The organism is Streptomyces sp. NPDC006365 (assembly GCF_042870755.1).
Classification (GTDB): domain Bacteria; phylum Actinomycetota; class Actinomycetes; order Streptomycetales; family Streptomycetaceae; genus Streptomyces; species Streptomyces xiangluensis.
In genome coordinates, this window is sequence record NZ_JBIAHS010000002.1 from 94,405 (window position 1) to 120,672 (window position 26,268).

17 protein-coding genes and 4 pseudogenes are annotated in these 26,268 nt (G+C 70.2%); 8 read left to right on the forward strand and 13 right to left on the reverse strand.

Annotation, left to right across the window (positions count from 1 at the left end; all coding sequences use genetic code 11):
* Positions 1–31: 31 nt before the first annotated feature.
* Positions 32–940, forward strand: coding sequence for an acyl-CoA thioesterase (locus ACFYO0_RS05645; protein WP_388671172.1), 909 nt, complete (start codon positions 32–34; stop codon positions 938–940).
* A gap of 26 nt (positions 941–966) precedes the next feature.
* Here ACFYO0_RS05645 and ACFYO0_RS05650 read toward each other — a convergent pair whose 3' ends face one another.
* The 5 genes from ACFYO0_RS05650 to ACFYO0_RS05670 all read right to left on the reverse strand — a co-directional run bounded on the left by ACFYO0_RS05650 (position 967) and on the right by ACFYO0_RS05670 (position 7,789).
* Complete coding sequence (locus ACFYO0_RS05650) at positions 967–1,764, reverse strand: phosphatase (protein WP_388671175.1); 798 nt, start codon at positions 1,762–1,764, stop codon at positions 967–969.
* 121 nt (positions 1,765–1,885) lie between these two features.
* A complete protein-coding gene (locus tag ACFYO0_RS05655; protein WP_388671178.1) occupies positions 1,886–3,259 on the reverse strand; it encodes a phytase in 1,374 nt (457 codons plus the stop codon).
* A 313-nt stretch (positions 3,260–3,572) separates the two neighbouring features.
* Positions 3,573–5,285, reverse strand: a complete 1,713-nt coding sequence (locus tag ACFYO0_RS05660) for a thiamine pyrophosphate-binding protein (RefSeq protein ID WP_388671181.1) — start codon at positions 5,283–5,285, stop codon at positions 3,573–3,575.
* A complete protein-coding gene (gene speB / locus ACFYO0_RS05665) occupies positions 5,282–6,274 on the reverse strand; it encodes an agmatinase (protein ID WP_388671184.1) in 993 nt (330 codons plus the stop codon). The genes ACFYO0_RS05660 and speB overlap by 4 nt, the downstream gene beginning before the upstream one ends.
* A 54-nt stretch (positions 6,275–6,328) precedes the next feature.
* A complete protein-coding gene (locus tag ACFYO0_RS05670) occupies positions 6,329–7,789 on the reverse strand; it encodes a sodium:solute symporter (protein WP_388671187.1) in 1,461 nt (486 codons plus the stop codon).
* Between the two features lie 122 nt (positions 7,790–7,911).
* Between ACFYO0_RS05670 and ACFYO0_RS05675 the strand changes: the two genes are divergently transcribed.
* Positions 7,912–9,393, forward strand: a complete 1,482-nt coding sequence (locus ACFYO0_RS05675; protein WP_388671190.1) for a PucR family transcriptional regulator ligand-binding domain-containing protein — start codon at positions 7,912–7,914, stop codon at positions 9,391–9,393.
* Positions 9,394–9,445: 52 nt separating this feature from the next.
* On the opposite strand, the gene ACFYO0_RS05680 is transcribed toward ACFYO0_RS05675, so the two are convergent.
* The 3 genes and pseudogenes from ACFYO0_RS05680 to ACFYO0_RS05690 all read right to left on the reverse strand — a co-directional run.
* Positions 9,446–10,939 (reverse strand): FG-GAP-like repeat-containing protein, encoded by a 1,494-nt coding sequence (locus ACFYO0_RS05680; RefSeq protein WP_388671193.1) that lies wholly within the window; start codon positions 10,937–10,939, stop codon positions 9,446–9,448.
* A gap of 199 nt (positions 10,940–11,138) precedes the next feature.
* The gene (locus ACFYO0_RS05685; RefSeq protein ID WP_388671196.1) at positions 11,139–11,966 is read right to left on the reverse strand and encodes an endonuclease I family protein; all 828 of its coding nucleotides are present in this window, start codon (positions 11,964–11,966) and stop codon (positions 11,139–11,141) included.
* Positions 11,967–12,411: 445 nt separating this feature from the next.
* Positions 12,412–12,492: pseudogene (locus tag ACFYO0_RS05690) on the reverse strand (sigma factor); the annotation flags it as partial.
* Between the two features lie 202 nt (positions 12,493–12,694).
* On the opposite strand from ACFYO0_RS05690, the gene ACFYO0_RS05695 reads away from it, so the two are divergent.
* Positions 12,695–13,552: a serine hydrolase gene (locus ACFYO0_RS05695; protein WP_388671199.1), complete on the forward strand. Its 858-nt coding sequence runs from the start codon at positions 12,695–12,697 to the stop codon at positions 13,550–13,552.
* Here ACFYO0_RS05695 and ACFYO0_RS05700 read toward each other — a convergent pair.
* Positions 13,491–14,569: pseudogene (locus ACFYO0_RS05700) on the reverse strand (phosphotransferase family protein). The gene ACFYO0_RS05695 and the pseudogene ACFYO0_RS05700 sit on opposite strands and share 62 nt — an antisense overlap.
* 76 nt (positions 14,570–14,645) lie before the next feature.
* Positions 14,646–15,254 carry a hypothetical protein gene (locus ACFYO0_RS05705; protein WP_388671202.1) on the reverse strand — a complete coding sequence of 203 codons (609 nt, stop codon included), beginning with the start codon at positions 15,252–15,254 and terminating at the stop codon, positions 14,646–14,648.
* A 142-nt stretch (positions 15,255–15,396) separates the two neighbouring features.
* Between ACFYO0_RS05705 and ACFYO0_RS05710 the strand changes: the two genes are divergently transcribed.
* The gene (locus tag ACFYO0_RS05710; protein WP_388671205.1) at positions 15,397–16,488 is read left to right on the forward strand and encodes an esterase-like activity of phytase family protein; all 1,092 of its coding nucleotides are present in this window, start codon (positions 15,397–15,399) and stop codon (positions 16,486–16,488) included.
* Positions 16,489–16,521: 33 nt separating this feature from the next.
* Here ACFYO0_RS05710 and ACFYO0_RS05715 read toward each other — a convergent pair.
* Positions 16,522–16,728, reverse strand: a pseudogene (locus ACFYO0_RS05715) (transposase); the annotation flags it as partial.
* Between the two features lie 133 nt (positions 16,729–16,861).
* Here ACFYO0_RS05715 and ACFYO0_RS05720 point away from each other — a divergent pair.
* From ACFYO0_RS05720 to ACFYO0_RS05735, 4 genes and pseudogenes are all read left to right on the forward strand, one after another.
* Positions 16,862–17,074: pseudogene (locus ACFYO0_RS05720) on the forward strand (RNA-guided endonuclease TnpB family protein); the annotation flags it as partial.
* A gap of 241 nt (positions 17,075–17,315) precedes the next feature.
* Positions 17,316–21,038, forward strand: coding sequence for an ABC transporter ATP-binding protein (locus ACFYO0_RS05725; RefSeq protein ID WP_388671208.1), 3,723 nt, complete (start codon positions 17,316–17,318; stop codon positions 21,036–21,038).
* 100 nt (positions 21,039–21,138) lie between these two features.
* Positions 21,139–21,531: a hypothetical protein gene (locus ACFYO0_RS05730; RefSeq protein WP_388671211.1), complete on the forward strand. Its 393-nt coding sequence runs from the start codon at positions 21,139–21,141 to the stop codon at positions 21,529–21,531.
* Positions 21,532–21,739: 208 nt separating this feature from the next.
* On the forward strand, positions 21,740–23,194 hold the full coding sequence (locus tag ACFYO0_RS05735; RefSeq protein WP_388671214.1) for a S28 family serine protease: 1,455 nt from the start codon (positions 21,740–21,742) through the stop codon (positions 23,192–23,194).
* Positions 23,195–23,245: 51 nt separating this feature from the next.
* Here ACFYO0_RS05735 and ACFYO0_RS05740 read toward each other — a convergent pair whose 3' ends face one another.
* Both ACFYO0_RS05740 and ACFYO0_RS05745 read right to left on the reverse strand, forming a co-directional pair.
* Complete coding sequence (locus ACFYO0_RS05740) at positions 23,246–23,881, reverse strand: hypothetical protein (RefSeq protein WP_388671217.1); 636 nt, start codon at positions 23,879–23,881, stop codon at positions 23,246–23,248.
* Between the two features lie 194 nt (positions 23,882–24,075).
* Entirely contained in the window at positions 24,076–25,893 is a 1,818-nt protein-coding gene (locus tag ACFYO0_RS05745) for a glycoside hydrolase family 3 protein (protein WP_388671220.1), read from the reverse strand.
* Positions 25,894–26,268: the final 375 nt, after the last annotated feature.

The window sequence follows — 26,268 nt, forward strand, 5'->3', positions numbered from 1 at the left end:
TGCGCAGTTGTCGCACGGCACAACCGACATCATGAGCGAGGCAAGCGAGGCAGGCCGGCCACGCGAGGCACTCGACTCCCTGCTCGATCTGCTCGACCTGGAGCGGATCGAGCAGGACATCTTCCGCGGCCGTTCCCAGCCCTCCGTCGTCCCGCGCGTCTTCGGCGGACAGGTCGCGGCGCAGGCCCTGGTCGCCGCCGGGCGTACGGTTCCCGAGGACCGGCTCGCCCACTCCCTGCACTCGTACTTCCTGCGCCCCGGAGACCCCGGCGCGCCCATCGTCTACACCGTGGACCGGATCCGCGACGGCCGTTCCTTCACGACGCGCCGCGTCGTCGCGGTCCAGCACGGGCAGCCGATCTTCCACCTCTCCGCGTCCTTCCAGACGTACGAGGAGGGCCTGGAGCACCAGGCCCCCATGCCGGACTCGCCCGACCCCGAGACCCTGCCGACCGCGGCGGAGACCCTGCCGACGTACGCGGACTCCTTCTGGGAACCGGGCGTTCTGGAGCGGCTTTTGGAGGCCCGCGCAGCGGTCGACCTCCGGTACGTGGACGCCCCGCCGGTCGCCAGCGTGGGGGAGCCACGCGAGCCGCGCTCCCAGGTGTGGTTCCGCACCAACGGCAAACTCGACGACTTCACCGACGATCCTCTGCTGCACGTCTGCCTGGCCACGTACGTCTCCGACATGACGCTCCTCGACTCCGTGCTCCTCGCCCACGGGCGGGGTGGCTGGGCCGTGGGGGACGTGGTCGGGGCCTCACTGGACCACGCGATGTGGTTCCACCGTCCGTTCCGGGCGGACGAGTGGCTCCTGTACGACCAGGAGTCGCCGTCGGCGTCGGGCGGGCGGGGGCTGGGGCAGGCCCGGATCTACACGCGGGAAGGGCAGTTGGCGATCACGGTGATCCAGGAGGGTGTGGTACGGATCCCCCGGTGATGGTTGCACCGGGGGTGAGCCGAGGCTCAGGCCGTGGCCGTGAGGCCCGCCGCGTCCAGCAGATACGCCGTCATCGGGTCATAGTGCCGCGGGCTCGTGACGTGATCGTCCAGGGGAATCGTCACCTGGAGCGTGCCCTCGGACTCGGCGAGGAAGAGGGCGGGGTCGTTGGAGTCCGCGTACCCCATGGAGTCGATGCCCTGCTGGCCGGCGAAACCCGCCCAGCCGTGGTCGGCGACGACCAGGTCGGGCAGCGGCCGGCCCTCGCGCGTGAGCCCCGTCAGGATGGCGCGCATCGGCTCGCCGGAGTGGGTGTGCCAGAGCGTGGCACCCTGCTCCAGGACCGCCACGTCCGCGAACTGGAAGACATACCCCTCGTCCGTCTGCAGCCCCTCCGGAATCACCACGATCTCGCACCCGGCGGCCCGCAACCCGGCGGCGGTCGCGCGGTGCACGTCCAGGAGTCCGCCCGGATGCCCCGTCGCGAACAGCACCCGCTGCTTCCCGGCCGCCGCCTTCCGCAGCCGTGACGCCATCCGGTCCAGGGCGTCGATCGTCAGCTCCGGATCGATGGTGTCCTGCCCGTGGCGATACTCCGGGTCGTCATTCACCCCGCAACGCTCCGCCATCACCGCGAGTACGTCCTGCTCGTCGGTCCAGCGGTCACCGAGCTCAAGTCCGAGCCAGAAGTTGCGGTCGCCGTTCGCCAGTTTGCGGTAGTGGGAGAGGTTGTTCTCGCGGGGGGTGGCGACATCGCCCGCGATACGCGTCCGTACGAGGTGGTCGACGAGTTCGGCGCGGCTGGGGGTCCCGGGTATCGGCATGGTCCCTATTCTGCCGGTGCGCCCCGCGTGGCGAACTGGTGTTCCGCCGCCTGGGACGGCGGGTCACGTGGTGTTCATCACCCGCGGCCCTGTGACGGGCCGCGGGTGACTCTCCCGTCGGTCAGTCGTTGTCGGGCTCACGCGGGTCGAAGGACTCCGTGTCGACGGTCAACGGGGTGGGGAAGGCCGAGGCCAGCGCGTCCCAGCGGACGAACTTGAAGTTCGTGGCGTCCCGGTCGCCGTCCTCCGGGGTCGCCTGCCCGTCGTGCGTGACCAGCAGGCCCTTGGGGAACGCCCCGCCGAGCGGGACGTTGACCACGGTGGCGCCGTCCGACTCCTGCACGCTGTCGGCCGCCGGGCCGTCGGTGATCTCGTACTGGCCCACGTAGGCGTTGCCGCCCTCGCGGCGGTAGACGGCGAAGGTGTTGTCGCCCTGGCTGGAGGCGAGGACGTAGCCCTTGCCGTCGGCCGCGTGGTACAGGGTGATGCCCTCGGCGTCGGCGGACAGGTGGGTGCCGCCGTAGCCCGGGTCGTTCGCCGTGTCGATCACGCACTCCTCCTCCGCCGTGTCGTACGTCCACGGGACGCCGTACTCGCGGACCTTGTCGAGAAGGACGGGCTTCTCGAACTCCGCGTCGTCCAGGGGTATCCGCCAGAGGCCGACGTCCTCCTGAGCCGCGTACAGCGTGTGCGTCTCCTGGTCGACGGCCATGCCCTCGAACTGGGCACGGTCACCCGGGTCGGCGCACGGCGTCCACCGCGTGCCGTCGGGCAGGGTGAACGAGCCGGGGATGTCGATGGTGTCCTCGGTGCCGTAGCCGACCTTGCCGTTGCCCGCGGACAGCTTCAGGATCTTCAGCCGGGTCTCGGAGCGGCGGCTGACCACGACGTACGCGTCGCCGTCCTCCACGTATGCGGCCAGGCCGTAGGCCGTGCGCTGCTCGTCCACGGCCGTCTCCGAGGCGGAGAACACCGGGGACACCGTGGCGGCGGTGACGTCGGTCAGCGGGGGGCGGCCCTCGGCCACGGCCTTCGGGTCGATGGCGTAGATCCGTATCCGGTCCCGGCCCCGGTCGCTCACGAGCGCCAGGTCGGTCTTCTTCCCGCCGAGGTCGAAGCCGTACACGACGTCGACGTTGTTGAAGCGCCCCGACTCGGCGTCCGGCCCCGGCGCGGCCGGGGCGGCGATGTGCTGCAGCCGCTGCCCGTTCAGGCCGTACACGTCGAGGCCGGCGTTCTTGAGCGTTCCCAGAACGATGCTGCGTGCGGGGGCGGCGGGGTCCACCCACACCGCCGGGTCATCCGCGTCGGCGTCACCGCCGGCCTCGTCGTCGTACACCGCCGGCGTCTCCACGGCCGCGGTGACCGCGACCGGCTGCGCCCCCGAGTCGGCCAACGCGACCGGGGCGGAGCCGGCGAGCAGCAGGGCGGCGAGTACGGCGGGGACACGGGCGCGGCCGGCCCGGTGGGACCGGGGCAGTCTGGAGGCTTCCATGCAGGGCTCCTCTGTCAGGAACAGGTCAATCACACTGTGGGTGAGGGCGTTCGGAAGCTAAGCCCCGCCGGTGAACTTCCGCCACCGGCCACATGCACAGCCATGACATCCCAGCGAAACGATCACGGCCTTTCGGCGTGCTTTCGGGGGCGGGACGGGAGGGGAGGCGCGGGAAATCGGGCGCCCCCGCTCTCCGCGATGCGGTGAACATCGCGCAGCGCCTCGGTCATTCGGGCCACCAGGAAACGGAGCTGTGCGGTGGTGACCTTCTGGTCGGCGAGCATGCCGGCGGCGTGGTCGAGCAATGGGTCCGTCAGCCCAGATGCGTAGGCGCGAACATTCGTAGCACCGCCGGCAGGACGATCACTGACGGGCCGGGTGTGGACAGGGCCTTGGACAGGTCTGCTTCGAGGGTTTCCGGAGTCGTACGGGCCCCCGGTACCCCGAACGACTCCGCCAGGGCCACATAGTCCGGGCGGGCCAGTTCCGTGGCCGTCTTCGTGGTTGTGGCCGTCGCCGTCGTCTCGCCGAAGGTGTCCGTCATGTACTCGCGGAGGATGCCGTAGCCGCCGTCGTCGATGATCAGCCAGGTGACGTCGAAGCCGTGTTGCTTCGCGGTGGCGAGTTCGGCGATGGAGTACAGGGCGCCGCCGTCGCCGGAGACCGCGAGGACCGGGTGGGTGGGGTCCGCTGCCGCGGCGCCCAGGGCGGCCGGGAAGGCGTAGCCGAGGCCGCCCGCGCCCTGGGCCGAGTGCATGGTGTTCGGGTGGCGGGGGTCGAAGGCCGACCAGGCCCAGTACGCCAGGATCGTCATGTCCCAGAAGGAGGGGGAGCGCGGGGGAAGGGCTCGGCGTATCGACGCCAACACGTCCTGTTCCAGGGTGAGTTCCTGGGAGGCGATGCGTGAGCGGACCCGCTCCAGGAGCATACGTACCCGTTCGGGGGCCGTCGGGTCGTCCCTGCGCTCGTCCACCGTCTCCAGCAGGGCGGAGAGCGCGAGCCTCGCGTCGGCGTGGATGCCGAGCGCCGGGTAGTTGGACTCCAGCTTGCCCAGGTCCGCCTCGATCTGGATCAGTCTGCCCCGCGGCTTGAACGTTCGGTAGTTCGAGGACATTTCGCCGAGGCCCGAGCCGACGACGAGAAGTACGTCCGCGTCCTCCAGGAAGTCCGTGGTGTGCCGGTCCTCCAGCCAGGACTGCAAGGACAGCGGGTGCTCCCAGGGGAACGCGCCCTTGCCGCCGAAGGTGGTGACCACGGGGGCCTGGAGCCGCTCCGCCAGCGCTCGCAGCTTGCCCGAAGCGTCCGCCCGTACCACCCCGCCTCCCGCGATGATCGCCGGCCGGGCCGCCCCCGACAGCAAGTGGGCTGCCACCGCCGTGAGTTCGGGGCGCGGGACCAACTCCTCGGGCGTCGCGTCGGCCGCCGTCACCTCCGGCAACTGCGTCTCGGCCAGCAGTACGTCCTGCGGGATCTCCACCCACACCGGCCCGTGCGGAGCCGTCAGCGCCGACTGCCACGCCGCCGCGATCGCCGACGGGATCTGTGACTGCGTACGGACCGTATGGACCGACTTGACGACGCCCCTGAACGAGGCTGCCTGGTCCGGGAGTTCATGGAGGTAGCCGTGACGGCCGCCGCCCAGGCCCGCCGTCGGGATCTGGCTGCTGATCGCCAGCACGGGCGCGCTCGCCGCGGCCGCCTCCTGGAGTGCGGCCAGGGACGTCAGCGCGCCGGGGCCCGTCGAGAGCAGGAGGGGGGCCGCCTCGCCGGTGATGCGGCCGTACGCGTCTGCCGCGAAGCCCGCGTTGTTCTCGACGCGCAGGCCGATGTACCGGAGCGAGGAGCGGCGCAGCGCGTCGAACAGGCCCAGCGCGTGCTGGCCGGGGAGACCGAAGACCGTCGTGGCGCCCAGGCCGGACAAGGTTTCCACGACCAGGTCTCCGCCGATGCGGCCGAGGGGAGGGTTGAGGGCAGCCGAGGTCTGCGCCTTTGTCGGGCGGAGTACCAGGTCGTGGTCGTGCGTCACTTGGCCTCGGACTCCTTACGGGACTCCTCGCGAGCCTGCGCGATCTGGCGGGACATGATCGTCGTCAGTTCGTACGCCGTGTGGGACGCGGCGACCGACGTGATCTCGGCGTGATCGTACGCGGGCGCGACCTCCACGACGTCCGCCGAGACGAGGTGGCACCCGGCCAGCCCCCGCAGAATCTCCAGGAGTTCACGCGACGTCATGCCGCCCGCCTCCGGCGTACCCGTACCGGGCGCGTGCGCCGGGTCCAGGACGTCGATGTCGATGGAGATGTAGAGCGGACGGTCGCCGATGCGCTGCCGCAGCTGGTCCGCCACCTCGTCGACGCCGCGTCGCATCACGTCCGCCGACGTCACGATGCCGAAGCCCATCTTCTCGTCGTCGTCCAGGTCCTTCCTGCCGTAGAGCGGACCGCGGATGCCCACGTGCGACAGCGCCGAGGTGTCGAGGATCCCCTCCTCGACGGCCCGGCGGAACGGCGTGCCGTGCGTGTACTGCGCGCCGAAGTACGTGTCCCAGGTGTCGAGGTGCGCGTCGAAGTGGAGGAGGGCCACCGGGCCGTGCCGCTTCGCGACCGACCGCAGGAGGGGGAGCGCGATGGTGTGGTCGCCGCCGAGGGTCATCAACCGGGCGCCGGTGCCGAGCAGTTCGTCCGCCGCCGCCTCCACCGTCTCCACCGCCTCGTTGATGTCGAACGGATTGGCCGCGATGTCGCCCGCGTCCGCGACCTGAGCCAATGCGAACGGAGACGCGTCCTGCGCCGGGTTGTACGGCCGCAGCAGCCGCGAAGCCTCCCTGATCGCGTTCCCGCCGAAACGGGCACCCGGCCGAAACGAGACGCCCGCGTCGAACGGCACGCCCACGACCGCGACATCGGTGCGGCCGACCTCGTCGAGGCGTGGCAGCCGGGCGAAGGTCGCGGGACCCGCGTACCGCGGAATGCGGGACGAGTCGACGGGGCCGCGGGGCGTCTCGTTGCTGCTCATGGTGGTTCTGCCTTCTTTCTTACGCTTCGTCGCGTATGTACTGCACGGCCGACTCTAGTGGGGAGCCGGAACGGCTTCGGACACGGGTTCGGGAGCCCGGCCCGCCAGTCGCTCGCGCCAGGCGGCGAGCACGGCGGCGTCGGTGGCGGGTGTGGCCAGCGAGACGATCACGTACGTGGCCAGCGAGGACAGCAGCCCGTAGTAGATGGGCTCGTTGGCGAGGATTCCGTACGTCGCCATCAGCGCGATGACCGCGAGGCCGCCGACCACGACGGAGGCGAGCGCGCCCTGGGCGGTGCCGCGCTTCCACAGCAGGCCGCCGAGGATGGGGACGAGGAGGCCGCCGACGAGGAGGTTGTAGGCGACGGTCAGGGCCTCGATGACGTTGTTGAGCGCGATGGCGGTACAGATCACAGCGGCGCCCATGATGAGGATGAAGGCCCTGTTGCCCCTGACCTCGTCGTGCTGCTCCTCGGACGGTCGGACGGCCCCTCGCAACCGCGACCAGATGTCGTTGTTCGCGACGGTCGCGCAGGCGATGAGAGCGCCCGAGGACGTCGACATCACGGCCGCCAGGGCCGCGGCGAGCACCAAGCCCCGTACGCCGATGGGGAGTTCGTCCTTCACGACGGTCGCGAAGGCGTCGTCCGCGCTGCCGAGCTTCGGGTAGAGGACCTTGGCCGCCGTACCGATGACGGCGCCGGCGAGCGCGTATGCCAGACAGTAAGTGCCCGCGACCGTGCCGCCCCATTTGGCGGTCCGGTCACTGCGCGCGGTGAACACGCGCTGCCAGATGTCCTGCCCGATCAGCATGCCGAACGTATAGATGAGTACGTACGTGAAGATCGTCTCGCCACCGATGCCCAGTGGATCGAAGTACGACGTCGGCAGCTCGTCCCTCATCGCGCCGAAGCCGCCCGCCTTGACGACCGCGATGGGGAGCAGCAGGAGCAGTACGCCGATCGTCTTGACCACGAACTGCACCATGTCCGTCAACGTGATGGACCACATGCCGCCGAGCGTCGAGTACGCGACGACGATCGAGCCGCCGAGGACGATCGCGACCGTGCGGTTCATGTCGAAGAGGACGTCGAAGATCGTGGCGTACGCGATGGTGGACGTGACCGCGAGCATCAGCGTGTACGCCCACATGACGACGCCCGAGATGACGCCGGCCCGTCCGCCGTAGCGCAGGTCGAGCATCTCGGAGACGGTGTAGACCTTCAGCCGGGCGATGCGGGCGGAGAAGAAGACGGACAGGGCGAGGAGCCCGAGGCCGATGGTGAAGACCATCCAGGCGCCGGAGAGCCCGTACTGGTACCCGAGGCCGACGCCGCCGATGGTGGACGCGCCGCCGAGGACGATCGCGGCCATGGTGCCGGAGTACATGGTGGGGCCGAGGCGGCGGCCCGCCACCAGGAACTCGCTCTTCGACTTGGCGCGGCGCATGCCCCACCACCCCATGGCCAGCATGCCTGCCAGATAGACGACGATCACTGCGTAGTCGACGGCCACGGGGCCCTCCTTCACTCGGTGTCGCCTGCGGGTGACGAGCACCGACACTAGGTGGCCGGAAAGTGACTGCGAAGTGTACGTTTCATCCATCGGATCCGCTTCCAGTGGAGGAAACGTCCACCATGCCGGACCCCGCCGTCCCTCCCACCCCACCGGTCCCACTGGCGGCCCTCCTGGCCCGCGAGGACCTCGCCCTCCGCCAGATCGCCGGGCCGACCGATCCGGACATCGTCATCCACTGGGCGCACACCTCGGAGATGGCGGACCCGTACCCGTACCTGCTGGGCGGCGAGCTGCTGCTGACGGCCGGAGTGCACATCCCGGAGGCGGCGGGCTCGGGGACGTACTTCGACGACTACGTGTCCCGGATCGTCGCGGCGGGCGGCGCAGCCCTCGGCTTCGGGGTGGCGCCGGTGCACGACACGGTGCCGCGGGCGCTGGTCGCAGCCTGCGAGGCGTACGAGCTGCCGCTGGTCGAGGTCCCGCCGCAGACCACCTTCTCGGCCGTGGCCCGGGCGGTCTGGCAGCTCATGGCCCAGGCCCGGCACGCGGAGCTGCGCCGCGTGACCGAGGCCCAGCAGAGCCTGGCCGCGGCGGCCTCCCGGCAGGACCCGGTGCCGTCCGTCCTGCGGCAACTGGCTCGGCGGGTGGGCGGCCGGGCGGTGCTGTACGGGACCGACAGGGCGGAAGTCGCGGTTGCGGGGCGCGAGTTGGGGCCGGGAGTGAGCGGTGCACTCGTGGAGCTGGCGGCGATCGTGCGGCCGGTCGAGGGCCCCGGAGCCACGCCCACGCCCGCCCCTTCCTCCGCCACCGACACCGTGGACGGCACCCACCTCGCCGCGTACGCCCTCGGTACGGAGCAGAGGTTCGTGCTCGCAGTGGCGGCACCCCGGCGTGAACCCGGCGACCACACCATCGCCTCCGTCGCCGCCGTACTCCTGTCCCTCCTCACCGGCGAGCACCAGAGCGGTACCGGCGCGGCCCGCTCCTCAGCTCTCGTACGCCTGCTGCTGGGCGCCGCGCCCGAGGACGTGGCGCCTCTCCTGGGCGGGAAGCGGTGGGTCGTGGTGCACGCGTGTCCGGACGGCCCCGCGCCGGATGCCGTCGCCGCGTCCGCGCTGGGGGCGGCACTCGGCTCGGCGCTCGTGGACGTTGACGGGGACGTCGTACGCGTCCTCGTGCCCGCCGACCGTGAGCCGGCCCCGCAGCCCGGCTGGACGTGCGGGGCGAGCTCGGCCGTACGCCCGCGGGAATGGGTGACCGGCGATGCGCAGGCCGCCCGCGCGCTGGCTCGCGCGCGGGCCACTCGTACGCCCCTGGTCCGCCACAGTGAACGCCCCGGTCTGGCCGCTCTGATTCCGCCGGCCGAGGCCGAGGCTCACGCCCGTACGCTCCTCGCCCCGATCACCACGAACATGGCCCTCCCCGAGACCCTCCGTACCTGGCTTTCCCTGCACGGCAGTTGGGACCGCACGGCGGTCGCCCTGTCCGTGCACCGGAACACGGTGCGGCAGCGGGTCGCGCGGTGTGCGGCCCTGCTGGGCATGGACCTCGACGATCCGGACGTACGGATGGAGCTGTGGTTCGCGCTCAGGCACGAGTGAGGCCCATGACAGGCGCGGGCGCCTGTCCTGGGCCTCTCGTTTCCTCAGCCGCTCAGCGCAGGGCCGAGCCGAACAGTGCGTCCGTGTACGGCGCGGACAGGTCCTTGCCGCCGAAGGCGATGGCGGACGTGGTGGTGAGACCGGTGCTCGTACCGCGCAGGAGCCAGACGGCGCCGTTGCTGCTGTTCTCGGCCGTGGAGGCCACGGCGAGGTCGCGGCGGCCGTTGCCGTTGACGTCCAGGAGCGCGGTGGTCGCGCCGAACCTGTCGCTCGTCTCGGCCACTCCGGGCACACCGGGGGTGTTCTGGTGGAACACCTGGGTTCCCGCACCCGTGACACCGGAGGCCGAGCCGGGCACCAAGGCGAACGAACCGGCGTTGGTGAGGCCGCTGAAGTCCTCGCCGGAGATGCCGAGCGCGATGTCCGCGTAGCCGTCGCCGGTGACGTCGGCCACCGAGACCGCGGAGCCGACCTTGTCGCCGGACTCCTGGGCGCCGTGGAAACCGGGCAGGCTCTGATCGAAGGCCTGCATGTTCGAGTCGGACAGGCCGGAGGCCGAGCCGTATGCGACCCGCACCTTTGCGCTCCAGCCGTCGGCGCCGACCACCACGTCGTCGTAGCCGTCGCCGTTCACGTCCCCCACACCCGTGCCCGCCGAACCGCCAGTGGTATCGCCGAGGGCCCGGCCAAGGGTGAAGCCCGAACTGCCGCCGTACAGCAGCCGGTTGCCCCAGGTGCCGTCGCCGGTGTAGACCCACTGGACGATGTCGTCCTTGCCGTCGCCGTTCACGTCGCCGACCTGGCCGGAGTAGACGGGGCCGGTGATCGAGTCGGGCCCGTTCTGGCAGCCGCCGTTGGTGGCGCAGGACGCGCCGTCCACGTCCCAGCCCCACCATTCGGACTCGTTGAGAATGTTCAGGGTGGCGGCGGGCTCTCCGGAGCGTGAGACCGGGCCCTTCCACAGGGTGGCCGGGGCACCCGAGGGGTCGTCGCCGCGGACGGACTGCTGGGAGAACAGGGCGAGGTCGGTCTCACCGTCCCCGTCGAAGTCGCCGGCCTGCGGGGCGGCCCCGTACCCGGCGATGTTCGTGCCGCCGGTGAGGCCCGAGGCGGAGCCCCACAGGATGACGGAGCCCGGGGAGCCGCCCGCGATCACGAGGTCGCCGAAGCCGTCTCCGTCCAGGTCACCCTTGGTGAAGGTGGACCCGAAACGCTGGTTGATGGTGGCAGAGCCGGGGACCCCGCTGGTGGAGCGGCTGACGAGCTTCCTGTGGGAGGTGGAGAGTCCGCTGGACGAGCCGTACATGACGGCCACGTAGCCGGCCTTGGCCGCGCCGGACACCGTGGCGTTCGGGGCGCCGACGACCAGGTCGGCGTAGCCGTCCCCGTTGAAGTCGTCCTGTACGTCCACCTCCGCCGTTTCTGCGGCGCCGGCGGAGGCCGCGGTGAGGGTCCAGGTGCCGACCCCTCCGGCGAGCAGCGCCGCGGCGGCCAGCGGTGCGGTCAGGCGCGCGGTGGTGGCGTTTCTTCGTCGTGCGTGGGACATGCACGTGCCTTTCGAGTCGGTCCGATGCGGCGCGTCGGTGTGCGCGTTCATGGAGTGCGACTCGGGCCGGGCATCACCAGTTGTACGGCCGAATGTCATGTATCTGTAACCGTGCGTTGGTGACTCGTTCGGCGGCTGGTTTGGACTCCCCCTTCCGGAGACGGGGAGTCCAAACCAGGACCACGCGACGTACGCCGCGCTACCAGATCGCCTCGACCCACTCCGGGTGGTCGATGAACGGGTTGCGGTTGTGCTGGTAGGTGTCGTAGATGATCTCGTTGCGGTTCTCCTCGAAGGCGCTCGGCGGGTCCTCGGTGTTCCACTGCTTCAGGACCGAGAGGCGGCCGTGGTACGGGGAACTGCCGTTGGTGACCGAGTCGTTGGGCTCCAGGTCCGCCCAGCTGTCGTCGCCCTCGTAACGCACGGCCATGTAGAGGATCATGCGCGCCACATCGCCCTTGACGGCGTCGCGCGGCTCGAACGAGTTCGAGTCGGTGTAGTTGCCGGCCGCGCCGCTGACCGCGCTGCCGCCGTTGTCGAAGTCCTTGTTGCCGCGGATGCTGTTGATCCGCACGTCCTCGGGGCGCAGGTGGTGCAGGTCGGTGCCGGGGCCCGCCGAGGTGCCGAAGTCGCCGTGGGACTGGGCCCAGACGTGCTCGCGGTTCCAGTCGCCGGTGTCGCCGCCGTTGAGGGACTTGCTGCGGGAGGTGCCGCTGTAGAGCAGGATCACGTTGTTGCTGTTGTTCGGGTCCTGGTCCGTGGCCTTGAGGGCGTTCCAGACCGAGGAGTACGAGATCCTGGTCTGGTCGCTGATGATCGTGTGCAGCGCGTCCTTCAGCGCCGGGCCCGTCTTGCCGATCGCGCCCTCGTAGTACGTGTCGTCGTACGCGGTGGTGGTGGCCACGGCGGGGCTCGCGGCGGCGGTCGGCAGGGTGATGCCGACGAGCACCGCGGCGGCGGTCAGCGCGAGCGGCTTCCAGCCACGTATTCGTCTGCCGGTCCGACTGCCTGTCTGCGTAACGGACATGGGGGTGCCCTTTCCCGGGGACGGCACGCGAGCCCGCCCGGAGCCTGACTCGAGCGCCGGGCGTTCTACGCGAGTTGACCGTACGGTCAAGCGGGAGCGTGGCACGGGAGGGGGGTCCGCCGTGTAACCGGGAAGGGGCGTTTGTGTGACGTTCCCGTATAGCTGCGTGGTGCGCGGGTTTTCCCCAACTGGCTGAGGGTTTGCCCCAGTTGACGGCTGACGGAGTCAGGCGGTAGGGCGATGCGGTGCCGGTCACCTGGGTGCGGCGGGCCGGGTCCGGTATCGCGCGGGGACGCCGCGCACCGGGGTGAGCGGCGCCCCCGGGATCCTCGCTCGGCGCGCCAAGCCCGGACGGCAACGGCCGCCGCACACGCCCCTCCGACGTGGTCAGGCACGCGTTGGTCGCGATCCGGTACAGCCAGGTCCGTACGGACGCGCGCGTGCTGTCGTCACGCTCGCGGAGCTTCCAGGCGCGCAGCATCGTCTCCTGCACCAGGTCCTCGGCCTCGTGGAACGAGCCCGGCATCCGGTAGCAGTACGCCACCGACTCACCCCGGTACGGCTCGAAGTCCACGGGCTCATCATGGCGTGCCCGCCGAGCGTTGGGTCCCTCACCGCTCAGAACTTCCGTGCGGGAAACGTGTGTGCAACTTTCGGCCACTCAAATGAGTCACAAGAGGCAGTGCGCCGCAGCGCGCTCGTGTTCTTCAAGGGGATGGGAAGCCTTCATGACTCACCGGATGTCCCGGCGTGCCCGTGTGCTGTGCGTGGGGCTCGGTGCCGGAGTGCTCGTGCCGTTCGTGGCGGGCGCGGCGCCCGCCGTCGCGGCGACGCCGCAGGTCAGTTGTACGTCCGCCAGGGCGGGCCTGGCCGCCAAGCTGCAGCGGGACATCACCACCGCCCTCGCCAACCGCAACGGCACGATCGCCGTCGGCCTCTACGACCGTACGACCAGGACGACTTGCACGCTGCGGTCGACCACGGCGTACGACTCGGCCAGCGTCGTGAAGGTGACGGTGCTAGCCACGCTGCTGTGGGATGCCAGGAAGCACAACCGGTATCTCACTCAGCGCGAGACCGATCTCGCCACCGCCATGATCACCAGGTCGGACAACTCCGCGACCAGCACGCTGTGGAGACAGCTGGGCGTGACCAAGGTGAAGGGCTTTCTCGCCGCCGCCGGGATGACCCAGACCAAGCCCGGCGCGAACGGCTACTGGGGACTCACCCAGATCACCGTCCGCGACGAGCAGAAGCTGCTCGCCCTCATCACCGCGAGGAACTCCGTCCTGAGCGACAACTCCCGTGCGTACATATTGAAGTTGATGGGGAGGGTCATCTCCTCGCAGAGATGGGGTACGCCGGCGGGGGCGCCCTCCTCCGTGTCCGTGCACGTCAAGAACGGCTGGCTGTCGCGGTCCACGCACGGCTGGCGCGTCCACAGTGTCGGTGCGTTCAAGGGCGGCGGCCGCGACTACACGATCTCCGTCCTCACCCACGGCAACAGCACGATGACCTACGGCGTCAACACGATTCAGGGCGTGGCGCGGGCGATCCACAAGGACCTCGTGCCGACGTCCGGCTGAGCCGGCCGAGCCGGCCTCCGCCCCACCCGCACCCTCCCCGCTGGACGAGTGTCAGCGCCTCCTCCAGGTTGTGTTCGGCGATGTTCTTCATGAAGGTGCGGTCGGGGAAGTCGCCGTCGAGGAGTCGTAGTGGGCCCGCCGTGAGGGAGAGGCGTTGCGCGAGTGTGTAGAGGGCGAGGCGGTTCTCGTCCAGGCCGGGCACCGCCTGGGGGCCGTACTCGTCGTTCAGGCGGATGCGCAGGAAGACGTGCTCCCACTCGACGTCGAAGTACATCAAGCCCTCGATGTCGATCAGTACGGGGTTGCCGTCCGCGTCCACCTGTACGTGGTCCGGGCCCAGTTCGCCGTGCACGACCGAGTACTCCGTGCGCGGCCGCACCTGCTCGGCCAGCACGTGCAGCCGCTCCTCCAGTTGGTCGCGGGCGGTCGCGATCCTGGGGTCGCGGGAGGCCGCCTCGGTGAGGTCCCGTAGCGCGCGATCGAGGACGACCGCCTCGCATGACGTTCCGCGCGAGGTCCCGCCGGCGTCGACCACGGCCACCTTGCCGTACGTCGGTGCCCGGTGGTGCCGCATGGCCTCCAGCGCTACTGCGAGGCGGGACATGACCGGGGCGGCCGCGCGTGGGTCGCGCGTTCCTCCAGGTTTTCGCCGGGGACGTCCTCGACGATCGCCAGGCCGGCCGGGTAGTGCGCGCCGTCGCGGTCGAGGAGGCGTATCGCTGGGACGCGGACGCCGAGCGCGGCCAGCCGTGTGTGGGCGGCCTCGAACAGGTCGAGACCGAGGCCGGGCGAGAACGGATCGGTGAGGTCGTCGTCGCCGTCGGCCGACGGCCAGTAGTTCTCGGCGGCGTCCCACACGTAGGCGATCGCCGTTGTCGCGTCGTCCATCGTCAGGCGGTACACGCCCTTCTTGCTGCCGCCCGCGACCCGTTCGACCGCATCCAACCGCCGTCCCGCTCCCAGCGCCGCCCGCGCCGCGCCTGCGAGCTGATGCCGTGTCACTGTCCCCGGTGCCATATTCCGGACCGCCTCTCCATCGCCACAGCCCGCGCACCTTACGGGAGTTGGGCCCGATTGTGGTTGTGCGAGGTTGTCATTCAGTGGAGGGCCAGGGGGAGAGCAGATCCCCTAGCAGGTCGGCGAATGCGGAGTCCAGGGTGGCCTCCCAGTCCTCGTCACCCACTGCCTGGGGGCAGAGGGCTGCAGGGCGGGCGATCCAGAGGATCTTCCAGGCTCTGGAGTTCAGTGCGCGGTCGGCCCAGATTCCGCCATGTGGGACGAGGGGGTGGAGCACGTCGCTGAGGCGCCTCGTCACGAGGTGTACCAGCGGGCCATCGGTCGCTGTGTGTGCGGCCGTGAGTGCTGTGGGGGAGGAGCGGGCGACGGCTGCCGTGGTGGGATGGCGGCGGACGGTACGTACGACGTGTGTCAGGTGGTCGATGATCCCCGGGACGGTGCCGTCGCTGGGGCGAGTGCAGGCTGCCTCGCTGAATGCCTCGAAGAGTTCGGCCGTGAGCGCGCGTAGGTGCAGTGCGGAAGCGGACTTCCAGTTGGCGTAGAGGAAGTTGCGTGACGTGCCGCAGCTGCGGGCCATGGCGGTGAGGGACACGTTCAGGCCGTCGGTGCGCATCAGCTTTTGGACCGTGGTGATCACGTGGCCTGTGCTGTGCGGGTTTCGCTCGTATCCGTAGAGGGGGCTCATGATCCCCAGGGTGCAAAAAGCGTGAACACCTAGGGACGCATTGCCCTTTGACCACTCAAATGAGCGACGTTTGAACGCAGCAGGGAGAACTGTTCACGCTTTTTCTGCCTGCCCCTCTACCACCCCGCCCTACGGTGATCCCATGCGCTTGAGATCCGTACTCGCGACCCTTACCGCCGGCCTGACCGCGGCCACCTGCCTCACCGCAGCCGGACCCGCCGCGGCCGGCGCCCCGGCCGCCGGAGCCGCCGCCGCTCCCCGGAACGCCTGTTCCCCCTCCGTGTCCATCGACGGGTTTTCCGACGCCCTCGACAAGACGACCTACGAGGGCACCTACGTCGGTAACTTCTCCGCGCTCGCCGTCGACCGGGACGGCAAGCTCGCCGCCCTCTCCGACCGGTCGTCCCTCTTCACCCTGGACCCGACGTCGCTCCAGCCCCGCTCCGTCGTCGCGCTCGCGGACGAGAACCAGGGCGCGCTCGACTCCGAGGGGCTGGTCGTCGAGCGGGACGGTACGCGGCTCGTGTCGTCCGAGGGGGAGCCGGCGGTCCGTCGGTATGGGCGGGACGGGGCGATCCTGGGGCGCCTCCCCGTGCCGGAGTATCTGCGCGTCGCCCCCGCCGGGCGTGCCGCCACCAACCAGACCTTCGAGGCCCTGACCCTCTTCAACGGCGGCCATACCCTGCTGGCCGGCATGGAGGGCTCCCTGTCCGGTGACACCCCCGGCATCGTCCGCTTCCAGACCTGGCACCGGCACGGCTCTCAGGACTTCCGCCTCGCGGCCCAGTACGGCTACCGCGCGGACACCGGACTCGGCGTCGTCGAGACCACCGCGACCCCGGACGGCCGCCTCCTCGTCCTGGAACGCGGCTTCACCTCGGGTGTCGGCAACACGGTCCGCCTCTACTCCGCCGACCTGCGCCGCGCCACGGACACGAGCGGTGTCGAGAACCTGACCGGCCAGAACGACGTACGCCTGATCAAGAAAACCCTCCTCGCCGACCTCGTGAACTGCCCCGCCCTCGGCGCCACCGCCAAGCAGCCCCAGCCCAACCCCATACTCGACAACATCGAGGCCATGACCGTCACCGGCCATCGCCACGGCCGCCTCAAGGTCCTCCTGGCCAGCGACGACAACCAGAACACGGTGCAGATCACCCGCTTCTACCTCCTGACCTTGCGCAGTGCTCCCCCGTTCGCGGGGGAGGTGAAGCGCATCCCAACCCTGCTCTGACCGGCATGTGCGCAGGGCTCCGCACTGTTGACCTCAGCCCACGGGGCGCTGCTGCCGCTCGATGTACTGCTTGACCATGGTCGGCGGCGCCCCGCCGCACGATCCGGCGAAGTACGAGCGGGATCAGAAGCGGCCGCCCCACAGGTACCGGCGTACGTGCGTGTCGTACTCCTTGCGCAGCAGCCGGGCCCAGACGCCCTTGAGGGAGCTGTCCAGCTCGGAGAGCCGGACCTTGGGCGGACAGCACCGGCAGGGGGTATCACGTTGGGTGGTCGGTGACGGGTTGCCGCATCACCGGGGCCAGTTGGGTGACCTTTGAGGGCTTCGCTCGTTTTTGCGAGTGTCGGACGAACTGTCGAACGGGGTGCGTCCTATGAGTCAGGGCATCTTGGTCAAGCGGCAGTTCGGGCACCGTGCCCGGCTTGCGCTGTCGCCTGCCGAGGTGTCGACGGCCGATGCCCAGGCGCACGCAGCCCGCACGCTGTGGAACCTGCTGCACGGGTGGTGGCAGATGGTGCCCAAGGACCAGCGGACCCTTGCGCACGCGGACGCCGCGATCCGCCAGGCCCGCCAGGACCTCGATTTCCCCTGCACCTGTACCGGATCGGCCACCTGGCGATCCCGGCTGCCGGGAGGGCAGTCGTCAGGCGCGCTCGCCGCGTCAAGCCCGCCGCCGCAAGGTAGGTGGGAATCTCCTTCCCGAGCTTGCGAAGGGAGGAGAGCACTTCAATCCCTGCGCGTACGCCTCTGACTATTGCGGAGGGATGAAATCCGGTTCCGATCGCGTTGGTGCCTTCCGGCGGACAAGGATCTCGGGAGGCACCGGCGTGGTAGCGCAACAGGGGGAGACGAGCAGCTGGGCGCGGCGGCTCGCCGGATACGCATGGCGGTATCCGAAGGACGTCGTGCTCGCGCTCGGTTCCTCGCTCGCCGGTATGGCGGTCATGGCGCTGGTCCCGCTCGTCACCAAGGTGATCATCGATGACGTCATCGGGGACAAGAGCCGGGACATGGCCCCGTGGGCAGGCGCCCTCATCGGTGCGGCCCTCCTCGTGTACGTCCTCACGTACATCCGGCGCTACTACGGCGGCCGACTCGCCCTCGACGTCCAGCACGATCTGCGGACCGAGATGTACAAGGCGATCACCCGGCTCGACGGACGGCGGCAGGACGAGCTGTCGACCGGGCAGGTCGTGGGCCGGGCGACCAGTGACCTCCAGCTGATCCAGAGCCTGCTGTTCATGCTCCCGATGACCATCGGGAACGTGCTGCTCTTCCTGATCTCCCTCGGGATCATGGCCTCGTTGTCCTTGCCGCTCACCCTTGTAGCGCTGGCCGTCGCCCCCGCCCTGTGGTTCATCGCCAAGCACAGCAGCACCCGGCTGCACCCCGCCACCTGGTACGCGCAGGGCCAGGCCGCCGCCGTCGCGGGAGTCGTCGACGGCGCCGTCAGCGGCGTACGCGTGGTGAAGGGGTTCGGGCAGGAGGACCAGGAGACCGGGAAGCTGAGGGAGGTCGGGCGGCGGCTCTTCGCGGGGCGGCTGCGGACCATCCGGCTGAACGCCCGCTACACCCCGGCACTGCAGGCCGTGCCCGCGCTCGGGCAGGTCGCGATGCTCGCGCTGGGCGGCTGGCTCGCCATACGCGGGCACATCACGCTCGGTACGTTCGTCGCCTTCTCGACCTATCTCGCCCAGCTCGTCGGACCCGTCCGCATGCTGGCCATGGTGCTCACCGTCGGTCAGCAGGCCCGCGCCGGCGCGGAGCGCGTCCTTGAGCTGATCGACACCGAGCCGTCCATCGAGGACGGCACGAAGCCGCTGCCGGCCGACGCCCCCGCGACCGTCGAGTTCGACGATGTGAGCTTCGGGTACGCCGACGCCTCGCAACCCGTTCTGGACGGGCTCAGCTTCGAGATCCGGCCGGGTGAGACCCTCGCGGTCGTCGGCTCCTCGGGGTCCGGTAAGTCGACCGTCTCCCTGCTCCTTCCGCGCTTCTACGACGTCACGCGCGGCGCCGTCCTCGTCGGCGGCCACGATGTGCGCGAGCTGACCCTCGAATCACTGCGCGCCGCGATCGGGCTCGTCCCCGAGGACTCCTTCCTCTTCTCGGACACCGTGCGCGCCAACATCGCGTACGGCCGCCCCGACGCCACTCAGGAGGAGATCGAGGCCGCCGCGCGGGCCGCGCAGGCGGACCGGTTCATCGACGAGCTGCCCGACGGGTACGGCACCAAGGTCGGCGAGCAGGGCCTGACCCTCTCCGGCGGGCAGCGCCAGCGCGTCGCCCTCGCCCGCGCGATCCTCACCGACCCACGCCTGCTGGTCCTCGACGACGCGACCTCGGCCGTGGACGCCCGCGTCGAGCACGAGATCCACGAGGCGCTCAAGCACGTCATGGAGGGCCGTACGACCCTCCTCATCGCCCACCGCCGCTCCACGCTCAACCTCGCCGACCGCATCGCCGTCCTCGACGGCGGACGCCTCGCCGACATCGGTACGCACGACGAGCTCCAGCAGCGCTCGCCCCTGTACCGGCGGCTGCTCACCGACCCGGACGAGCTGGGCGGCGTCTCGCCAGGGCACACCCAGCCCGCCTGCCCCGTCGAGGACACGTCCGTACGGGACGAGCTGGACGCCGAGTTCGATGCCGAGCGCGGGATCACGCCCAAGCTGTGGACCGGCGACCGTGAGCCCCGGGACGCGGCCATGGACGGGATGCCGGCGACTCCGGAACTCCTCGCCCAGGTCGAGGCGTTGCCCCCGGCGGACGACAAGCCCGGCATCGACGAGGCGCGGGCGGTCACCCCGGAGGAGTCGTACGGCCTGAGACGACTGCTGAGAGGCTTCGGGCTCCCCCTCCTCGTCAGCCTCGGCCTCGTCGCCGTCGACGCGGGCATGGGCCTGCTGCTGCCCCTCATGATCCGGAACGGAATCGACGACGGTGTCACCAAGGTCGCCGAGGGCGCGGTGTGGACGGCGTCCCTGCTGGCCCTGCTCACCGTGATCGTCCAGTGGGCGGCGCAGACCGGTGAGATCCGCATGACGGGACGTACGGGCGAAAGGGTCCTGTACGCGCTCCGGCTGAAGATCTTCGCGCAGCTCCAGCGGCTCGGACTCGACTACTACGAACGGGAGTTGACGGGCCGGATCATGACCCGGATGACGACCGACGTGGACGCCCTGTCGACGTTCCTGCAGACGGGACTCGTCACCGCCTTCGTCTCGGTCGTCACCTTCTTCGGCATCATGGTCGCGCTGTTCGTGATCGACATCCAGCTCGCGCTCGTCGTCTTCGCCACGCTGCCGCCGCTGATCATCGGCACGGTCTTCTTCCGCCGGGCGAGTGTGAAGGCATACGAACTCGCCCGTGAGCGCGTGTCCGTCGTGAACGCGGACCTTCAGGAGTCGGTCGCGGGGCTGCGGATCGTGCAGGCGTTCCGGCGTGAGCGGGGCGGCCGGGAGCGGTTCGCGGCAGGCAGCGACAGCTATCGCAAGGCGCGGATCCGGGGGCAGTGGCTGATCTCGGTGTACTTCCCCTTCGTGCAGTTCCTGTCGTCGGTCGCGGCGGCCGCGGTGATCATCGTGGGCGCGGGGCGGATCGACGCGGGGACGCTCAGCACTGGTGCGCTGGTCGCGTATCTGCTCTACATCGACCTGTTCTTCGCGCCCGTGCAGCAGCTCTCGCAGGTCTTCGACGGCTACCAGCAGGCGACCGTCTCGCTGGGCCGCGTCCAGGAACTCCTCCAGGAGCCGACCTCCACCAAGGCCGCCGACGCGGCACGCGAGGTGCCGTCCCTGCGGGGCGACGTCGCCTTCGAGGACGTCGACTTCGCGTACAACGACAACGAAGAGGCGCTCAGCGGGGTCTCCCTGCGCATCCCCGCCGGGCAGACCGTGGCCTTCGTCGGCGAGACGGGCGCGGGCAAGTCGACGCTGGTCAAGCTGGTCGCCCGGTTCTACGACCCGACGGGCGGGCGGGTGACCGTCGACGGCACGGATCTGCGTGCGCTGGACCTCACCTCGTACCGGCACCGTCTGGGCGTCGTCCCCCAGGAGGCGTACCTCTTCCAGGGCACGGTCCGGGACGCCATCGCGTACGGTCGCCCGGACGCCACCGACGCCGAGGTGGAGGCCGCCGCCCGCGCGGTCGGCGCGCACGACATGATCGCCACGCTCGACGGCGGCTACCTCCACGAGGTCGCCGAGCGAGGCCGCAACCTCTCCGCCGGGCAACGCCAGTTGATCGCCCTCGCCCGCGCCGAACTCGTCGACCCGGACATCCTCCTGCTCGACGAGGCCACCGCCGCCCTCGACCTGGCCACCGAGACCCAGGTCAACCAGGCCACCGACCGCATCGCGGGCCGCCGCACCACGCTCGTGGTCGCCCACCGTCTGACGACGGCGGCCCGCGCGGACCGGGTCGTGGTCATGGACCACGGCCGGGTGGCGGAGGACGGCACACACGAGGAACTCCTCGAACGGGGCGGACGGTACGCCGAGTTGTGGCGGATGTTCCTCGGGGAGCCCGCCGCAGCCCCGCTGTCGTAGCGTCGTAGTCTTTCTTCCGCCTTTCTCCCGCCACGCAACCAGACGGCCTACGTCATGCGTCCGTAGACGAAGTACGCCGATTGCTGCGGGAGGAACAACAGTGGACAAGAGCGCGATACGCCGTCATATGGCGCTCGGTGTGGCTGTATTGACCGCTTCCGGACTGCTGTCCCTCGCGGGCCCGGGCACGGGCACCGCGGAGGCGGCGGCGCTCTGCTCCGGCCGCAAGGTCCGTACGCTGCCCCTCTCCACCGGATCCGTCCAGATCTACAAGAAGCGCGGGTACGTCTGCGCGGTGACTCTCCGCAAGAGGCAGGGTGCCCCCACGTACGTGTCTGTGAGCGTACGGGCGTGGCGTGCCCGGCCGGCCGTCGACAGAGGGCTTTTCAGACACCATGCCGGACCGGTGACCGTGCACGTCGGCCACCGCCGCGTACTGGTGAAGGGCTCCGTCGGCTCAGCCTCGGTGAGCTCAGGCTGGATCCGCCTGTGAACCCGCGGCCCTGAAGGAGGCCGCCGGCCCCCGGCCGGCACCTTTCAGGGGCGCGGGGCTGTGACATATGCGGCTTCGCCGCGGGGCGCGACCAGCCACAACGAACCCGCAGCTCAGAACTGTCCGGAATGCCTCCAACATCCCCTGGTGTCAACGGAGTTGCTCCGCTAGGTTCCGGCGGACATCTGTGTTTTCCAGGGGAGAGTGCATGCGCAAGACGCTCAGATGGCTGCTGTCGCTCGTGGTGCTCATAGGCACGATGAGCACGGCCGGCGCGGCCACCGCCGCGCAGCCGGAGGCCACCGGCACCCGCACCAGTGCCATGACGGACGACACGGCCGACATCAAGGACCGCCTCCTCGCGATACCGGGCATGAGCCTGATCGAGGAGAAGCCCTACGCCGGCTACCGCTACTTCGTCCTCAACTACACCCAGCCGGTCGACCACCGGCGCCCGTCCAAGGGCACGTTCCAGCAGCGCATCACGGTGCTGCACAAGGACACGGCCCGCCCGTCGGTGTTCTTCACCAGCGGCTACAACGTCTCGACGACGCCGCGCCGCAGCGAGCCGACCCAGATCGTGGACGGCAACCAGATCTCGATGGAGTATCGCTTCTTCACTCCGTCCCGCCCCGACCCGGCCGACTGGTCCAAGCTCGACATCTGGCAGGCGGCCAGCGACCAGCACCGTATCTTCAAGGCGCTGAAGAAGGTCTACGACAAGAAGTGGCTCTCCACGGGCGGCTCGAAGGGCGGCATGACCGCCACGTACTACGAGCGCTTCTACCCGCGTGACATGGACGGCGTCGTCGCGTACGTCGCCCCCAACGACGTGGTGAACAAGGAGGATTCGGCGTATGACCGGTTCTTCGCGGGCGTCGGCACCAAGGAGTGCCGCGACAAGCTGAACGCCGTACAGCGCGAGGCGCTCGTACGCCGTGAGCCGCTGGAGAAGCGCTACGAGGAGTACGCGGCTGCCGAGGGCCTCACCTTCAACACCGTCGGCAGCCTCGACAAGGCGTACGAGGCCGTCGTACTCGACTACGTGTGGGGCTTCTGGCAGTACAGCCTGCTCGGCGACTGCGGCACGATCCCGGCGGACGCCGCGAACGCCACCGACGACGAGATCTGGAGCACGATCGACACGATCGTCGGCTTCTCCGCCTACGCCGACCAGGGCCTGGAGCAGTACACGCCGTACTACTACCAGGCGGGTACGCAGCTCGGGGCGCCCACCATCGAGTTCCCGCACATCGAGTCGGGGCTGATCCGCTACGGCTACCAGCCGCCGCGGAACTTCGTGCCGCGCGACATCTCCATGAAGTTCCAGCCGTGGGCGATGCGCGACGTCGACACCTGGGTCAAGCACAACGCCAAGCAGATGCTGTTCGTGTACGGCGAGAACGACCCGTGGGGCGCCGAGCCGTTCCACCTGGGCAAGGGCGCCCGTGACTCGTACATCTTCACGGCCCCCGGGGCGAACCACGGCGCCAATGTCGCGGGCCTCGTCGCCGACGAGAAGGCCCTCGCCACGGCCCGCATCCTGAAGTGGGCGGGCGTCGCCTCCGCCACGGTCCAGGAGGACCCGTCGAAGGCCAAGCCGCTGGCCAAGTACGACAGGAAGCTGGACAAGCACAGCGCGGAGCGCCAGCTGCGGCCGTAGAGCCGTAACTGCCCTGCCTGCTCCAACTTCCTTGCTGCGCCCGTCCGTTGATCACAGCGGGCGGGCGCAGCCCACCGGCTTCGGCCCGCCGAGCCGGACGTACAGGGCCGTCGACGCAGGACACTCGCCACGCTTCTCGACCGCCGAAGTCACCTTGTACTCCGGCGACTTCTCGCCCTTGCCGTCGCACGCCGTCTCGCGGACCTCGCCCTCGCCCGCGCTGTAGACGCAGTCGCCGACGATCGTGCGCGGGCCTCCGCCGCCACCAGGGTCGCCGGGGTGTGGCTTCTCCAGGTTGCGCATACAGGCGTACCCCTGCGGGACCGCGCCGTCGCCGTCCTCGTCCGCGGACGGCTTCTGTTCGCTGATGTGCAGCACGAAGTCCGTGGTGGCGGGGCACGCGGGGCCCTCGCTCACCTTGCCGTCGTGGCGCGCGACGACCCGCGCCGCCGCCCGCTCACTGCTGCACGGCACCTCGGTGAACGATGTGCGCCCGAACGAACTGCACTCGTCGACCCCCAGAAACTCCGCCCCGAACCCAACGGTCCTCGTCGGCGTCACCTGCCCGCTCTCGCCGAGCCGGCCCTCCCCGGAATCCGCGGATCCCGAAAGCCGCTCGCACCCGGTGAGCGCCGCCACCAGCATCAGCAGCGCGCACACCACCCACCCACACCGTGCCTTGTGCATGACGCTCCCCCCCGATACCCCCGCCCAGCGTGACCCGCCACAACGGGCCCACGCCAGACGTGCAGGGTGCTTTGCGTCTTTTGGGGGCGGTGCGCCGGGTGTGCGGCGTACGTGGCGTACGGCGGACTGTACAGCCGTACGTCGTCCGATGTCCGACAAGGGCCTGGTAACTCGGCCTGTTGTCCGACCAGGAGCTAGTAACTCAGCCCGTGCCCGATCGGATACAGCACCTGCGCCGGATCGTCCGCCCGCTGCACCGGCACCGGCAGCCTGCCCGCCGGTTCGATACGGCCCGCGATCACCCGGGCCGCGGCGCGCAGCTCGACGTCGGTCCAGGAGTACGTCGCCAAGTAGGCCTGTACCTCGGGTAGTTGGGCCACGTCGTACGGGTTGCGAACGGCGACCGCGACCACCGGGCGGCCGGTCGCGAGCAGCTCTCCGACGAGTGTCTTCTGCGAGCTGGTCGCCGTGACGTTGTACGTGCCGACGACCACCGCATCCGCGTCCCGCGCCGCCGCCACGGCCTGCGCGATGGTCGCCGCGGAGGGAGCCGTACCGGTGGAGAGCGCGGTGGCGGCGAAGCCCAGCTCCTCGAGCGCACCCGCTAGTACCGTCGTCGGGGGCCCGGTGGTCCCGGACGGCGAGGCGGGATCGGCGCCGACGACGAGCACCTTCTGATGCGTACGGCGCGAAAGCGGCAACAGACCGCCCGAGTTGACCAGCAGCGTCGTCGTACCGTCGGCGATCCGGTCGGCCGCCCTCAGGTGCGCCGGGATACCGACGACGCGGTCGACGCCGCGCGCGGACACGTACGGGTCCTTCAGCAGCCCCAGCTTCGACTTCAGCCGGAGGACGCGCAGGATCGACTCGTCGAGGCGGGCCTCGGTCAGCTCGCCGCCGCGTACGGCCGCCAGGACCGCGTTCCAGGCGACGTCCAGCTTCGGCGGGTTGAGCAGCTGGTCGACACCGGCCTTGAGCGCGAGCACCGGCACACGGTCGTCGCCGTACTTCGTGCGGACGCCCTCCATGCCAAGCGAGTCCGTCACCACCACTCCGTCGTAGCCGAGCCGTTCGCGCAGGATGCCGGTGAGGATCGGGCGGGAGAGCGTGGCCGGGTCGCCGGAGGGATCGAGCGCGGGAACCATGATGTGCGCGGTCATGATCGAGTCGATACCGGCGGCGATCGCGGCCTGGAACGGCGGCGCGTCGAGCTCGGCCCACTGCGCCTCGGTGTGCTCGATGACAGGGAAGCCGTAGTGGCTGTCGGTCTCGGTGTCGCCGTGCCCCGGGAAGTGCTTGGCCGTGGCGGCCACTCGGGAGCTCTGGTAGCCCTTCACCTGGGCGGCGACCAGGGCGGCCACGGCCTGCGGATCGGCGCCGAAGGAGCGTACGCCGATGACCGGGTTGGCCGGGTTCACGTTCACGTCGGCGACCGGCGCGTAGTCCTGCCGGATGCCCATCGCGCGCAGCTCAGCGCCGCCGATCTGCCCGGCCCTGCGGGCATCGGACCGCGAGCGGCCCGCGCCGAGCGCCATCGCGCCCGGCAGCAGCGTCGCGGGCTTGCCCACACGGGCGACGATGCCGTGCTCCTGGTCGGTGGAAATGAGAACGGGCAGACCGCGGGGCTGTCCGAGCGAGGCCCGCTGGATCCCATTGCTGAGGTCCGCGATCTGGTGCGGGTCACGGGTGTTGTGCGCCCAGGCGAAGTAGATGATCCCGCCCACGTGGTACTCGGCGATCAGCTCGGCGGCCGTCCGTACGCCGATCTCCTTCAGGTTCGCGTCGATGTCGGCCTGGTCGGGCGCGGTCGCCGAGTGCCCGTACACCCGCATCACGAAGAGCTGGCCGACCTTCTCTTCGAGGGTCATACGGGAGATGAGGGCGCGCAGCCGCCTGTCGTGGCCGTTCGCCCGGGCGGGGGTCTGGCCGATCGCGACGGCCGCCGCCGTGCCCGCCGTGGCGGCGAGCAGCGTACGTCTGGAGGTGCCGGACTTCCTCGTGCGTTCGTACACGTGCGCTCCTTCCGGAGAGGGCCCGGGGGGCCCGTGGAGGGGCGAGTATGAAGGAAACTTCCGAGAAGTCACGGATATCCGGGAACTTTCTGCCAGTCAAGAGCGCGCGGCACGAAAAAGGTCCGGTGCGGGTCTCCCGCCGTCAGGGCGCGGGGCTGTGACATATGCGGCTCCGCCACGGGGCGCGACCAGCTCCCACCGGCCCGCAGGTTCATCACTGCCCAGCGGACCGCTTGGGAGAAAGTGGCCCCGAGAGGGGCCGTCATCGGCGCTGTTGGAGGGGGCGCGCCGATGACGGCATGCTGCCGGCCGCAGGCGGTTGGAGAGGGTGGGTCAGCGATCGCAGCCAGCAGCGAGGGCCGACACCGCGCAGCG